This is a genomic window from Paraburkholderia sp. UYCP14C (assembly GCF_004197395.1).
Taxonomy (GTDB): domain Bacteria; phylum Pseudomonadota; class Gammaproteobacteria; order Burkholderiales; family Burkholderiaceae; genus Paraburkholderia.
This window is the reverse complement of record NZ_SELS01000009.1, coordinates 67,443-81,679: the sequence shown is the minus strand read 5'-3', so window position 1 is coordinate 81,679 and position 14,237 is coordinate 67,443. Positions and strand designations below refer to the sequence as shown.

At 63.8% G+C, this 14,237-nt stretch carries 13 protein-coding genes; 12 read left to right on the top strand and 1 reads right to left on the bottom strand.

The window, feature by feature from the left end:
• Nucleotides 1-25: 25 nt before the first annotated feature.
• The 3 genes from EVC45_RS10895 to EVC45_RS10885 all read left to right on the top strand — a co-directional run bounded on the left by EVC45_RS10895 (nt 26) and on the right by EVC45_RS10885 (nt 1,468).
• Nucleotides 26-280 (top strand): hypothetical protein, encoded by a 255-nt coding sequence (locus tag EVC45_RS10895; RefSeq protein WP_129958000.1) that lies wholly within the window; start codon nt 26-28, stop codon nt 278-280.
• Between the two features lie 568 nt (nt 281-848).
• Nucleotides 849-1,079 (top strand): type II toxin-antitoxin system Phd/YefM family antitoxin, encoded by a 231-nt coding sequence (locus tag EVC45_RS10890; protein WP_129957999.1) that lies wholly within the window; start codon nt 849-851, stop codon nt 1,077-1,079.
• Nucleotides 1,079-1,468 carry a type II toxin-antitoxin system VapC family toxin gene (locus EVC45_RS10885; RefSeq protein WP_129957998.1) on the top strand — a complete coding sequence of 130 codons (390 nt, stop codon included), beginning with the start codon at nt 1,079-1,081 and terminating at the stop codon, nt 1,466-1,468. Before EVC45_RS10890 ends, EVC45_RS10885 begins: the two co-directional genes overlap by 1 nt.
• On the opposite strand, the gene EVC45_RS10880 is transcribed toward EVC45_RS10885, so the two are convergent.
• On the bottom strand, nt 1,447-2,523 hold the full coding sequence (locus tag EVC45_RS10880; RefSeq protein WP_248295087.1) for a LacI family DNA-binding transcriptional regulator: 1,077 nt from the start codon (nt 2,521-2,523) through the stop codon (nt 1,447-1,449). The two genes, EVC45_RS10885 and EVC45_RS10880, sit on opposite strands and share 22 nt — an antisense overlap.
• Nucleotides 2,524-2,831: 308 nt before the next feature.
• Here EVC45_RS10880 and EVC45_RS10875 point away from each other — a divergent pair, with 308 nt between their 5' ends.
• From EVC45_RS10875 to EVC45_RS10835, 9 genes are all read left to right on the top strand, one after another.
• Nucleotides 2,832-4,064, top strand: coding sequence for an extracellular solute-binding protein (locus EVC45_RS10875; RefSeq protein WP_248295086.1), 1,233 nt, complete (start codon nt 2,832-2,834; stop codon nt 4,062-4,064).
• Nucleotides 4,065-4,124: 60 nt separating this feature from the next.
• On the top strand, nt 4,125-5,042 hold the full coding sequence (locus tag EVC45_RS10870; RefSeq protein WP_248295085.1) for a carbohydrate ABC transporter permease: 918 nt from the start codon (nt 4,125-4,127) through the stop codon (nt 5,040-5,042).
• A 3-nt stretch (nt 5,043-5,045) separates the two neighbouring features.
• Nucleotides 5,046-5,876, top strand: coding sequence for a carbohydrate ABC transporter permease (locus EVC45_RS10865; protein ID WP_129957996.1), 831 nt, complete (start codon nt 5,046-5,048; stop codon nt 5,874-5,876).
• 69 nt (nt 5,877-5,945) lie between these two features.
• A complete protein-coding gene (locus EVC45_RS10860) occupies nt 5,946-7,076 on the top strand; it encodes an ABC transporter ATP-binding protein (RefSeq protein WP_129957995.1) in 1,131 nt (376 codons plus the stop codon).
• Between the two features lie 280 nt (nt 7,077-7,356).
• Entirely contained in the window at nt 7,357-9,762 is a 2,406-nt protein-coding gene (locus EVC45_RS10855; protein ID WP_129957994.1) for a glycoside hydrolase family 3 N-terminal domain-containing protein, read from the top strand.
• Between the two features lie 65 nt (nt 9,763-9,827).
• Nucleotides 9,828-10,595 (top strand): SDR family NAD(P)-dependent oxidoreductase, encoded by a 768-nt coding sequence (locus tag EVC45_RS10850; protein ID WP_129957993.1) that lies wholly within the window; start codon nt 9,828-9,830, stop codon nt 10,593-10,595.
• A complete protein-coding gene (locus EVC45_RS10845) occupies nt 10,592-11,476 on the top strand; it encodes an SMP-30/gluconolactonase/LRE family protein (RefSeq protein WP_129957992.1) in 885 nt (294 codons plus the stop codon). The genes EVC45_RS10850 and EVC45_RS10845 overlap by 4 nt, the downstream gene beginning before the upstream one ends.
• Nucleotides 11,477-11,644: 168 nt before the next feature.
• The gene (locus EVC45_RS10840; RefSeq protein ID WP_129958106.1) at nt 11,645-12,640 is read left to right on the top strand and encodes a LacI family DNA-binding transcriptional regulator; all 996 of its coding nucleotides are present in this window, start codon (nt 11,645-11,647) and stop codon (nt 12,638-12,640) included.
• 189 nt (nt 12,641-12,829) lie between these two features.
• On the top strand, nt 12,830-14,236 hold the full coding sequence (locus tag EVC45_RS10835; RefSeq protein ID WP_129957991.1) for an MFS transporter: 1,407 nt from the start codon (nt 12,830-12,832) through the stop codon (nt 14,234-14,236).
• Nucleotide 14,237 lies beyond the last annotated feature (1 nt).

Genomic DNA, 14,237 nt, shown 5'->3' with positions numbered 1-14,237 from the left:
GCGACGAGCGAACGACGGCACAGCGATGGCGGACAGCGCGATGGAGAAAAACGTAGCGAAGGACGATGGCGAGGCCGCGGCGAGCGGCCCGTCCGGGCAAGGGTACGGCGGGGCGCCTGGTGAAACGGCTGCCGCCGCGCACCGCGGGCAACCGGCTATCGAACGAGAGCCGCAGCAGCGCGGCCGGCTGAATAAGCCGCGCGAATCACTGCATGCGTGGATCGTGCATTTCGATGCAGAGCCTTCTTCGGGGCCCCCTGCATCGAACGAAGAAGAGTGATGCAAGCGAGGATGACGTTAGCCAGCTTGCATCAACTATTACGCAATGCTTTCAATGCCATTCATGGAGCTTTCTCCTTGTCTGGCCGGGTTTAGAGGGTTGATTCGGTTGGTTCGGGTAGTGGTTCGGAGCTTAGGTAAACTCCGCATGGCGGTGGTGAATATGCGCCATTAACATCCGCTAACGTTAAGGGTAACGTTCACGATGCTTACATCTATTCGAACATCGATAACACGCAGCGAAGCATTGAAACCCAAGACGCGCCGCGCTGCTATCCGGCACGACCCTGCATGGCCAGAGCTGTCTATGTAATACGCATTCAGTAGATGAAAGTGCAGCGGTTGCGCGCAGGGATTGGCGCTGCCGGGGCAAGGCTGTGGCGCGATTGCGGTAGTCGTCGCCGCGAGTTGGACTGGAGCTCGAGGGAGCTCCTGGCAGTAGGCAGGGAAGCAACGACAAGAGCCAGGTTGATAAAGAAGGTCGGGCCACGCACCGCAGGTGTTCGCCTGCGGGCGCAACGGCCCGATACAAAAAATAACCGTTGAAAATTTGCTGGGTGGAGAGCGTCATGGAAAAGCGAGTATCTAAAGCCATTTTCAAGTCCCGGGCCTGCGAGCTGTTCCGTCAGGTCGAGGCATTGGGCGAAACCGTGGTCGTCACCGATCGCGGACAACCCACCATCGAGATCCGGCCGTATCGCAGCAAGCAGGAGAATCCGCTTGAGCTGCTGCGCGCGTCGATTACGCATTTCAATCTGAAGCACGCGTTGCAACCTGTCACGGCCGATCAGGACGAGTAATGATCACGCTCGACACGCTTGCTCTCGTGTGCTGGCTCGGCAGGCAGAAAGCACTGAGTCAGGCCGCGCACGATGCGATCGATCAGGAACTCGCCGGCGGCGAGATCCTGATTTCGGCGATCAGCGCGTTCGAAATCGCGGAGTTCGTGAAGGAGGGAAGTCTCGGGCTGTCGATGGATGCGCGCAGCTGGATGTCGACGTTTCTGTCGCTCGACGGCGTGCGGATGATTCCGGTCGACACCGAGATCGCGTTTCGGGCGGCGACGCTGCCGCCCACACTCACCTTGCATCAACGCCTGATCGTCGCGACCGCGCGCACGCATGGCGGCGCGCTCGTGACTTCGGATGCGAAGGTGCGCGCGTCGACTTACGTCGAAACGATCTGGTGACGGCCGCGGCGCTGCTTTGTGCGGACCGGGCCGGTAGAATCACGCACCACCAGTTCCGCCGGCAGCGTGATGCGCTGCGAAGCGGCGTCGATCCCGGCGATCTGCGCGAGCAGCGTGTTGACCGCGGAGCGCGCCATTTGCTGGAACGGTTGGCGGATCGTGGTGAGCGCGGGGTGAAATTGCTCGGACATCGGGATGTCGTCGAAGCCGATCACCGAGATGTCGTCCGGCACGCGCAGGCCCGCTTCGCGAATTGCGGCGATCACGCCGAACGCGCTCTGGTCGTTGGCTGTGAAGATCGCGGTGGGCGGCTCGGCGAGGTTCAGCAGGTCGAACGTGACGTCGAACGCCATCATTTGCGACAGGTCGCCCGCGGCGACCAGCGCGTCTTCGCGCGGCAGGCCGAGGCGAGCCAGCGTGTCGCGATAGCCGCGTTGCCGGTCGCGCACGCCTTCGATCGTTTCGTCGCCGGCCAGAAACGCGATGCGCTTGTGGCCGAGTTCCGCGAGGTGCTCGACCGCGAGACAGGCGCCGCCGTAGTTGTCGACCGATACCGACGGGAAGCCCGTCAGCGTGCCGCGCTGATCGACGACGACGACCGGCACCTTGGCGGTGGCGAGCGCCTCGAGGCACAGCGACTCGCGCGGAAGAATGGCGAGGATGCCGTCGGAGAATTGCTGGATGAGTCCGAGCAGGTCGTGATGCGTATGACGGTCTTCGTCGAACACCGTGTAGACCAGCATCTCGCAGCCCGCACCACGCGCCGCGCGGCCCGCGCCGAGAATCAGTTCGCTGGAAAATTGCGTGTCGAGTGTCGGGGTGATGATGCCGATGATGCCGTTGCGACCGCCCGACAGTTTCTGCGCGGTGCGGTTGACGACGTACCCGATGTCCGACGCGATTCGCAGGACTTCGTCGCGGGTTTCGCGCGACACGCCGGGACGGCCGTTGAGGGCGCGCGACGCGGTCATCTGGGACACCCCGGCAAGCTTGGCGACGTGCTCAAGCGTGGGGGTTTGCCTGGCCATGCGGGTCGAAGGTGTGCGAGAGGTCATTGGATGGGTCGACTCGCTAATCGCGTTAGCGATACCGTTTATGTAGTCGCTATTCTAGCAGAACCCTTTATATTTCAGCTTCCTCATAATCGGTCAATCTTATAGGGCTGTTGCGGTGCAGCCCGTCGGGACCAGGTAAAATCCCGCATAGCCTTACTTCCCGCATCAACCTAACATTCACTAACGTTAAGGCTAACGTTAACGTTCCGGCGGTTTCTTAAAAATCCAGACGAGGGGACACACACATGGCGTACCCGGCTTTGTTTAAAGCGCGGTCCATCATCGGCGCGACGGCGCTGCTTTTTTCGATGTCTGCAGTTGTTTCGAGCGCCGTAGCGGCGGACTCCAAGACGATCACGGTATGGGACCAGCAGACCAATGCGTCGTCGAGCAAGATCATTCGTGATGCGTCGGATCGCTTCGAGAAAGCGGACCCGGGCTACAAGGTCGAGAATTCGCACGTCCTGAACGAGGCCTACAAGACGAAGCTGAAGGTCGCATTCGGCGCGAACCAGCCGCCGTGCGTGTTCGAGAACTGGGGCGGCGGCGGCCTGCACGAGTACGTGAAGTCCGGCCAGATCGTCGACCTCACGCCGTACCTGAGCAAGGATCCGTCGTATCGCGGCCGCTTCATGCAATCGTCGTGGGACGTCACGACGTTCGACGGCAAGACCTACGGTGTTGCTGCCGAAAACGCAGCGGCCGCGGTGATCTTCTACAACAAGGAAGTCTTCAAGAAGTACGGCATCACGCCGCCGAAGACGTGGGATGAACTGATGCACGTCGTCGACGTGCTGAAGCAGCACAACGTTGCAGCGTTCTCGCTCGCGAACAAGAACAAGTGGACCGGTTCGATGTACTACATGTACCTCGTCGACCGTATCGGTGGTCCGCAAGTCGTGAAGGACGCGATCGCAGGCAAGGGCAAGGGCTTCGAAGATCCGGCGTTCGTCGAAGCCGGCAAGCGCATTCAGGAGCTCGTGAAGGCTGGCGCGTTCGCACCGGGCATCAACGGTCTTGATTACGACTCGGGCGCCTCGCGTCGTCTGCTGTACACGGGCAAGGCCGCCATGGAGCTGATGGGCGCATGGGAAGCTTCGACGATCGCAAACGAAAATCCGACGTTCTCGAAGGACCTGGACTTCTTCGCGTTCCCGAGCGTGCCGGGCGGCAAGGGTGATCCGCGCGACCTGATCGGTACGGTTGGCGACGGCTTCCTCAGCATCTCGACCGAGTGCAAGACGCCGGAGGCAGCGTTCAAGCTGATCCAGGCACTGACCGACGAACAGGCAATGCAGGCTCGCGCGACGGATGACCACAAGCTGCCGCCGGTCAACACCGTCAAGATCGACGATCCGTTCACGCAGCGTCTGCAGCAACTGCTGGCCGCGGCTCCGAGCGTGCAGCTCTGGTACGACCAGGCACTGCCGCCGGCCCTCGGCGAAATGCACAAGGACACGACGCAGGCGCTGTTCGGCCTGTCGGTGACGCCTGAAGCTGCTGCGCAGCAAATGGAAGCCGCTTCGAAGAAGGGCGGTTAATCTCCAGTCTCAAAGAAAAGTCCGGCCGCCACCGCAAGGTGCCGGCTGGCATACAAGCCCGTGAATATCGCACTTTCCGCTACACCCGAACGCCGGCTGAGATTCTCGTCGCAAACGCTCGTCACGGTCGTGTTTCTTGCGCCGTCGCTGCTGCTGCTGGCCGTGTTCCTGCTCTATCCGCTCGTCTCCAGCCTGCGGCTGTCGCTGCTCGACTGGAACGGCCTCGGCAACACTGCCCGTTATATCGGGCTCGCGAACTGGGAGCGGCTCGCGCACGACACGGTGTTCTGGCAATCGCTGAAGAACAACGTGATCCTTGCCGTCGCGTCGATCGTCATCCAGCTGCCGATCGCGCTCGCGCTCGCCGTGCTGCTGGAAAAGGCCGGCCGTGGCTCGCGCTTGCTCAAGGTTCTCTATTTTCTGCCGCTGCTGATGTCGAGCGTGGCGATCGGCGTGCTGTTCAAGCAAATCTACGATCCGAATTTCGGTCCGGTCAACGTCGCGCTGCAGGCATTCGGGCTTGATGGTCTCGCAAAGGACTGGCTGGGCGACCCGCATTTCTCGCTGGGTGCGACCATCGCCGTGATCATCTGGCAGAACGCGCCTTTCTACATGATTCTGTTCCTCGCCGGCCTGTCGTCGATGCCGGCCGAGGTCAACGAGGCCGCGCTGCTCGACGGCGCATCCGAGTGGACCATTTTCTGGCGCATCAAGCTGCCGCACCTGCAAGGCACGGTGCGCACGGCAGTGCTGCTGTCCGTGCTCGGCTCGCTGCGCTACTTCGATCTCGTCTTCGTGATGACCGGCGGCGGCCCCGAAGGCTCGTCCGAGGTGATGGCCACCTACATGTATCGCACGGTGTTCAGTTCGTTCCAACTCGGCTACGGCAGCACCATCGGCTCGGCGATGTTCCTTATCGTCATCACGGTGGCGGCGGTGTCGATGTACTTCACCCGCCGTTATGCAACCGAGGTCTGAACCATGAACAAGAAACTACGCTTCCCCCGCGTTGGGGTTCCTCTGCTGGCACTGATCTGGCTCGCAGTCACGACGATTCCGTTTCTCTTCATGGTCGCCTCGAGCTTCAAGAGCCAGGAAGAGACCTTCGCGACGTCGGTGTGGGCGCCGCCGAGCCGCCTGTATCTGGGCAATTACGCGGCTGTGCTGCAGGGTCCGTTCTTCACCTATTTCCGTAACAGCGTGTTCACGGTGGGCGTGTCGGTGCTGCTGATCGTCATCATCAGTGCGATGGCGGCCTACGTGTTTGCGCGCTTGCGCTTCTCGCTGAACAAGACGCTGTTCGGTCTCGTGGTAGCCGGCATGATCGTGCCGTTGCATGCGACGCTCGTGCCGATCTATCTGCTCACGCGCAACCTCGGTCTTTACGACACTGCGTTCGCGCTGCTCGGCCCGTATGTGGCCCTCAGTCTGCCGGTGTCGATCTTCATCCTGACCGAGTTCATGCGCCAGATTCCGCGCGAGCTTGAAGAAGCCGCGCAACTCGACGGCTGCAGCCCGTTCCGCATCTTCTGGCGGATTTTCTTCCCGCTGTCGGCACCGGGGCTCGCCACTGTGACGATCTTCAACGGCATCGGTCTGTGGAACGAGTTCATCTTCGCGTACATGCTCACGTCGACGTCCGAGCACCGTACGCTGCCGCTCGCGATCTGGGACTTCATGGGGCAATACGCGTCGAACATTCCATCGATGCTGTCCGTGCTCGTGCTCACGTCGTTGCCGCTGATCGTTGCCTACGCGTTCGGTCAGGAGCGCGTGATCAAGGGGATGATGGCTGGCTCGCTCAAGGGCTGATCCGCATCGCACACCACCTCGAATCGTGTGGGCTCACGTGGCCCGCACACCGAACTTCGCACAAACGATATGGCAAGCATCTCTCTCACTAACGTACAGAAGTCCTATACGAGCGGTAACTCGGTGATCCGCGACGCCAACCTCGAAGTCGGCAAGGACGAATTCTGCGTGTTCCTCGGGCCGTCGGGCTGCGGCAAGTCCACGCTGCTGCGCATGATCGCCGGTCTCGAATCGATCACCGACGGCGAACTGCGCATCGACGGTCAACTGATGAACAACGTCGAACCCGCGAAGCGCCAGGTCGCGATGGTGTTCCAGAACTACGCGCTCTATCCGCACATGAGCGTGTACGAGAACATGGCGTTCGGTCTGCGTCAGGCGAAAGTCGATAAGGCCATCATCGACAAGAAGGTGCGCAGCGCTGCTGCCGCACTGCAACTCGACAGCTATCTGGAACGGCGCCCCGCGGCGCTGTCCGGCGGCCAGCGCCAACGGGTGGCGATCGGGCGCGCGATCGTGCGCGAGCCGGGCGTGTTCCTGTTCGACGAGCCGCTGTCGAATCTCGACGCCGCCCTGCGCGTGCAGACGCGTACTGAAATCGCCCGTTTGCATCGAGAGTTCAACCGCGCGAGCGCGGTGTACGTGACGCACGACCAGATCGAAGCGATGGCGCTCGCCGACAAGATCGTGCTGCTGCACGCCGGCGCCGAGATGGAAAAACACGGCAGCATCGCGCAGATCGGCGCGCCGCTCGATCTGTATCACCGGCCGAAGAGCCGCTTCGTCGCGGGCTTCATCGGTTCGCCGAAGATGAACTTCATGCCGGGCACGATCCTCGCGATCGACGACAAGGGCATTCAGGTCGAGCTGACCACAGGCGAGCGCGTGCGCGCCGAGGTCGACGGCCGCCGGCAGCAGGTCGGCTCGCAGATCACGCTCGGCATCCGGCCGGAGCACCTCGCGCTGCCGTCGGCGCAGCCCGGCGTGCAGACGATCCGCTGCGCCGTGCGTCTGGTCGAACGGATGGGCGAGCACAGCTACGTGCACGTGGACGGCGGCGTGCGCGACGGCAACGCGATGATCGCCAAACTGCCCGGCGACGGTGGCGTGACGCACGACGAACGCGTCGAGCTGGCGTTTGCACCGCACGCGTGCCACGTATTCGACGACAAGGATTTCGCGCTGCCGCGTCTGCACTGATCCGCTTGCGATCGCGTTTGCGTGCTCGACGCGAGCAAGCGCGGTCCCACTGCATCGCGTCGTTAGACGCAACGAACGACGTAGTTGATCAACTGCGACGAATTTCGAGTCGCGGCTGCGTTCGATAGATTAGCAGGACTGCGAAGCACGGAAAGGTATCTGAAACCCAAGGGGATGGCATCCGGGCTGAAGCAACGCCCTGCCGCACGCTTGTCAGGAACAACGGATTTGTCGGCGCTTCATGCGCTTCGTACACCAGGATAAAAAAAAGGAGTTTTCGATGTTGCTTCGCCAAAGTGAGGTCCCGCTCTACCGCAATCCAACGGCAGCCGTGGAAGAGCGCGTGGCCGACCTGCTCGCGCGCATGACGCTCGACGAAAAGATTGCGCAGCTTCACGCCGCGTGGCTGAAGCTGTCGGCTGATGGCAAGCACAAGGCGCGTAGCATCGATTTCGCAGGCAGCGCCAACCAGATCACGGTCGACGAGATCCTGCAGCACGGCCTCGGCCAGATCACGCGTCCGCTCGGCACGCATACGGTCGATCCGAAGGAAGGCGTGCGCGCGCTCAACGAGCTGCAGCGCAAGATGGTCGAAGACACGCGCCTCGGCATTCCGGTGATGTCGCACGAGGAGTGCCTCGTCGGACTGATGATCAAGGACGCGACGCTGTTCCCGTCGCCGTTGAACTATGCGGCGACGTGGAATCCGCGCCTGGTCGGCGAAGTGGGCACGATCATCGGCGAGCAGGCGCGCTCGATCGGCTGTCACCAGGGGCTCGCGCCGGTGCTCGATGTGTCGCGCGACCCGCGCTGGGGCCGCACCGAGGAGACGCTCGGCGAAGACCCGTATCTGGTCGGCGTGCTCGCGTGCCATTACGTGAAGGGCCTGCAAGGCGAACAGCGCGATCTGCTCGCGACGCTCAAGCATTTCGTCGGTCATTCGGCGAGCGAAGGCGGCCGCAATCACGCGCCGGTGCACGTCGGTCCGCGTGAGCTCAACGACGTGTTCATGCTGCCGTTCGAAATGGCCGTGAAGCTCGCGAACGCGGGCTCGGTGATGCCCGCCTATCACGACGTCGACGGTGTGCCCTGTCATGGCGATCGCGCACTGCTGAACGACACGCTGCGCGAGAAGTGGGGCTTCGACGGTCTCGTCGTCGCCGATTACGCCGGCGTGGATCTGCTGTACAGCCACCATGCGGTAGCGCGCGACAGCGCGTCGGCCGCGGCCCTCGCGTTCAACTCCGGCCTCGACGTCGAGCTGCCGGGCCACGAGTGCGCGGTGCATCTGAAAGAAGCGCTCGAGCGCAACGAGATCACCGAAGCGACGATCGACACCGCCGTGTCGCGCGTGCTGCGCGTGAAATTCCAGCTCGGCCTGTTCGAGAATCCGTACGTCGATGTCGAACGCGTCGACGTGAAGAGCGCGGCCGCGGGCGATACCGCGTACCAGGTCGCGGTCCAATCGGCGGTGCTGCTGCACAATCAAGGCGACGTGCTGCCGCTCGACGCGAACGGCGCCGACAAGATCGCGGTGATCGGCCCGACCGCCGACGATCCGCTCGCGCTGCTCGCCGGCTACAGCTTCCCGGTGCATCTGATCAACAGCGGCGAGCAGTCCACCGCTGCGATCTCGACGCCGCTGCGCTCGCTGCGCGCGTTGCTCGGCAACGAGCGCGTGATTCATGCGCAGGGCTGCGACATCATCAAGGAACGTCGCGCCGGCGCGCCGGTGTTCCCGGGCGACGTGTCGCTCGATCTGACCGGCGACGCGCATTGCGACGAGCTGATCAGCAAGGACACCGACGGCATCGCCGCCGCGGTCGAGGCCGCGCGGCAAGCGGGCGTCGCGCTGGTGTTCGTCGGCGATCTGGCGGGCCTGTTCCAGTCCGGCACGGTCGGCGAAGGGTCCGATACCGACAGCCTCGACCTGCCGGGCGTGCAGCAGGCGTTGCTGCAGGCGGTGGTCGATAGCGGCACGCCGACGGTCGTCGTGATGACGGGCGGCCGCCCGTACAATCTCGGCGGTCTCGAAGACCGCATCGCCGCGCAGATCATGGCGTTCGCGCCGGGCGAGCGTGGCGCCGACGCGCTGGCCGATCTGCTGGTGGGCCGCGCCAATTTCAGCGGCCGTCTGCCGCTGTCGGTGCCGAAGAGCGCGGGCGCCGTGCCGTACGTGTATAACCATCGTCTGAAGAGCGCGGGTACGCCGATTGCATACCATTTCGGCTGCCGCTATCCGTTTGGTTTCGGTCTCGGTTATTCGCGGTTCCGTTACAGCGATCTCGCGCTCGCGCACGGTGAAGTGCCGCTCGAAAACGGTACGATCGAGTTGAGCTTCACGGTCGACAACATCGGTGCGCGCGATGGCACCGAGATCGTGCAGATCTACGTGCGCGATCGGCATGCGTCGGTTGCGCGGCCGGTGCGGGAGCTGAAGGCGTTTGCGCGCGTGCCGCTCGCGGCTGGTGCATCGGCGCGGGTGCGCGTGAAGCTGCCGGTCGACATGCTGAACTTCACCGATGCGCGCGGTGAGCGTATCGTCGAGCCCGGTGACTTCGACTTGCTGATCGGCAGTTCGAGCCGCGACATTCATCTGAGCGGTACAGTCACGGTCGCGGGCTCCGCGACCAGAACGCTCGAACGCAACTGGCGCATGCTGAGCGAAGTCGAGATCGTGGCGTAAGCGGCGGGGCAGGGCGGCGTGCGCCGCCCTTTGTGTGGTCCTACTCGTAACCAGTGGAAAATCTGATGTCGTACGCAACCTATCCAAGCCTGGCGGACAAAACCATCGTCGTGACCGGCGGCGGCAGCGGGATCGGCGCCGCGATCGTCGAAGCCTTCGCGCAGCAAGGCGCGCGCGTGTTCTTCCTCGACGTCGCCGAGCATGATTCGCTCGCGCTGCAGGAAACGCTTCGCGACGCGAAGCATCCGCCGCTGTTCCGCCGCTGCGACCTGAAAAATGTCGACGCGATCAACAGCACGTTCGCGGCAATCGAAGAGGCCGCGGGCCCGATCGACGTACTCGTCAACAACGCCGGCAACGACGACCGGCACGAAATCGGCGAGCTCACCACGAGCTACTGGGACGACCGCATCGCGGTGAATCTGCGCCACCAGTTCTTCTGCGCGCAGGCCGCGGCGAACGGCATGCGTCGCGCGGGGAGCGGCGTGATCCTGAATCTGGGCTCGGTGTCGTGGCACGTCGCGCTGCCGAACCTCGCGATCTATATGACCGCCAAGGCCGGCATCGAAGGGCTCACGCGTGGTCTGGCGCGCGATCTCGGCAGCGCGGGCATCCGCGTGAACTGCATCATCCCGGGTGCGGTGAAGACGCCGCGGCAGATGCAGCTGTGGCAATCGGCCGAGAGCGAAGCGAAGGTCGTCGCGAGCCAGTGTCTGCCACTGCGCATCGAACCCGAGCACGTCGCGCGCATGGCGCTGTTCCTCGCCTCCGACGACGCTTCGCGCTGCTCGGGCCGTGATTACTTCGTCGACGCAGGGTGGTACGGAGAATGAGCATGCCGGTCCCTGTGTGCGTATGGGCGGTCGGCGCCGAGCTGGCCGAAGGGCCGCTGTGGCAGGCTGCCGAAAACGCGGTGTATTTCGTCGATATCAAGGGGCGCCGGATTCATCGGCTGTCGGTCGCGACCGGCGAGCAGCGGACGTGGCAGGCGCCCGACCAGCCCGGTTTTCTGGCGCCGCTCGCCAACGGCACGTTCGTGTGCGGGCTGCCGTCCGGCTTGCATCGCTTCGATCCGGCGAGCGGAGAGTTCAGCAAGCTCGTCGACGTTGAACCGCATCTGCCGGGCAACCGCCTGAACGACGGTTTCGTCGATGCCAACGGACGCCTGTGGTTCGGCTCGATGGACGATGCGGAACAGGCGCCGAGCGGCACGCTGTATCGCGTGAACGAGCAAGGCGCGGCCATTGCGCAGGACGACGACTACGTGATCACGAACGGCCCGGCGATGAGCCCGGACGGCCGCACGTTGTATCACAACGACACGATGCGGCGCGTGGTCTATGCGTTCGACGTCGCCGCGGACGGCACGCTGTCGGGCAAGCGCATCTTCGCCGCGATCTCGGGCGACGGCCATCCCGACGGCATGGCCGTCGACGCCGACGGCTTCGTGTGGATCGCGCTGTTCGGCGGCTGGCGGATCGAGCGTTACTCGCCGGCGGGCGAGCTGGTCGATCAGGTGCCGTTGCCGTGCGCGAACGTGACGAAGCTCGCGTTCGGCGGCGACGATCTGCAAACCGTCTATGTGTCGACCGCATGGAAGGGGCTGACGGCCGTCGAACGGCAGCATCAGCCGCAGGCGGGCGGGCTGTTCTCGTTCCGCGCGCCGGTGGCGGGGCAGGCTCAGGCGCGCTGCACGGTGGGCTTCGAGCGCTAAAACGACAAAACCCAGCGACAAAACCCAGCGACAGAACAAGCTGCATAACGCAACCCTGACGTTGCCTGGTCGCTCCGTAAGGAGCAGCCCGCTATCATGTGCGTTCCGTGACTCTCGCGCATTCGCCCGATTCCTATCATGACGTCCAGGCTGCCTGTCCCACCCCGCATGTCCGATGTAGCCGAACGCGCGGGCGTCTCGAAGATGACCGTGTCGCGCGTGCTCGCGGGCCGCAACGTGTCGCAGGCAACCCGCGAACGCGTGCAGAAGGTGATCGACGAACTCGGCTACGTCGCCGATGCGGCGGCCGGTGCGCTGTCGTCGGGACGCTCGGAGTTCGTCGCGGTGTTGGTGCCGTCGCTGTCCAGCTCCAACTTCTCCGACACCGTGCGCGGCCTGAATGCCGCGCTGAGTCCGCATGGTCTGCAACTGCTGCTCGGCGATACGGACTACCGCCTCGAACAGGAAGAACTGCTGGTGCGCTCGATGCTGCGTCATCAGCCGCGCTGCGTCGCCTTGACGGGCGCCCGGCATACCGAGGCGACGCGCATGCTGCTGCAGCGCGCCGGCATTCCGGTCGTCGAGATGTGGGATCTGCCCAGCGATCCGATCGATACGGTCGTCGGCTTTTCGAACTCCGCGGCGGCGCGCGCGATGGTCCGGCATCTGTACGAGCGCGGTTACCGGCGGATCGGCTTCATCGCCGGCGCGAGCGAGCGCGATCGGCGCGGGCATGACCGGATGCGCGGCTACGTCGCCGAAGTCAAGGCGCTGGGGCTTGGCGAGCCGCGCGTGATCCGGCTCGGCGATTCGCCGATCACGATGAGCCACGGCGGGCCCGCGATCGGCGCGTTGCTCGACAAGTGGCCCGACACCGAGGCCGTGATGTGCGTGAGCGACATGTCGGCGTTCGGCGCGATCATGGAGTGTCATCGACGCGGGCTGTCGGTGCCGGGCGACATCGCGGTTGCCGGTTTCGGTAACTTCGAGGTGTCGTGGTGCTGTCAGCCGAGCATCACGACGGTGTCGGTCGACGCGTACGGCATCGGCCTGCGCGCCGGCGAAACGCTGCTCGCGGCGCTCGCGGATCGCGAAGCGGGCGAGGTGCAGCGCAGGAAAGCGGTGAAGATCGATTTCACGGTGATCGCGCGCGAGAGCGCGTAAATGGCGCACTCGAACTCCCCTTAGTTAAGCAGATCAGGGATATCCCTTGGTTGTCCGGATGGTACGCCGCGCGTAACATCCACAACCTGAAATGTTACCGGTAACTTTACGGCGATGTTTGCCGGCTCGCGTCGCATGAGCAGCGACGCAACGGCATTTCCCACGAAAAATACGCTGCTGGAGATACGAATGAGCGCTCTACCGTCCGCAATCGCCGCGCCCGCCAAGCGCGTCGACGAGTTCGAGGAAAAGACCTATCGCAAGGTCGTGCGCCGGCTGCTGCCGGTGCTGTTGCTGTGCTACGTGGTCGCATATCTGGATCGCGTGAACGTCGGCTTCGCGAAGCTGCAGATGCTCGACGATCTCGGCCTGTCCGACACGATGTACGCGATCGGCGCGAGCGTGTTCTTCTGGGGTTACTTCATCTTCGAAGTGCCGAGCAACGTGTTCCTGCATCGCTACGGCGCGCGTTTCTGGATTGCGCGGATCATGTTCACGTGGGGGCTCGTGTCGATGGCGCTCGCGTTCGTCGCGCCGCTTGCGCGCCTCGCGCACGTCGAAACCGCGACGATGTTCTATATCCTGCGCTTCCTGCTAGGGATCTGCGAAGCCGGCTTCTTCCCCGGCGTGATTCTGTACCTGAATTTCTGGTTTCCCGCGCAGCGGCAAAGCCGCGTGATGTCCGGCTTTCTGATCGCGATGCCGGTCAGCCTAATGCTCGGCGGCGTCGTGTCGGGCTGGCTGATGGAGCATACGGCCGGCCTGCTCGGCTATCAGGGCTGGCAGTGGATGCTGCTGATCGAGGGCGTGCCGTCGCTGCTGACCGCGTTCGTCGTGTACTTCTCGCTCGACGACGGCATCGACCGCGCTCGTTGGCTCACGCCGGAAGAGAAAAGCCTGCTTGCGGCGAATCTGCAGCGCGAGAGCACGCACAAGACCGCGCGCTTCGGTTCGGCGGTGCGCGATCCGCGCGTCTGGCTACTGGTCGCGATCCTGCTCACGTTCAATACCGGCTTCTACGGCCTGGCATTCTGGCTGCCGTCGATCATCAAGGCGACCGGCGTGCAGGACCCGCTGCATATCGGTCTGTTGACCGCGATCCCGTACGGCGTGGCGATCATCGCGACGCTCGCGAACGCTGCGCACTCGAAAAAAACCGGCGAGCGGCGCCTGCATGCTGCGATTCCGGCGCTGATTGGCGGACTCGGTCTGATCATGAGCGCGGCTTTGGCGCATCATGTGGTGTGGGCGATCACGTTTCTGACGATCGCCACCGCCGGCATCCTCGCCTTGATGCCGATTTACTGGACCTTCCCGGGACAGCTGCTGTCGGGTGCCGCGGCGGCGGCGGGCATCGCGATGATCAACGCGATCGGCAACCTGTCCGGCTTTACCGGTTCGATGATTACCGCCGTGGCGAAAAATTTGACCGGCGACATCAACAACGGCACTTACGCGCTCGGAGCGTGTCTGCTGGTCAGTTGCGTGCTGATCCTGCTCGTGCCGCGCGCGATGCTGGCGCGGACCCCGTCGAATGAAGACGGTGGGCCCGGCCGCGAGACGGCGCATGCACGCAAACACGCAGAGCACGCATAAG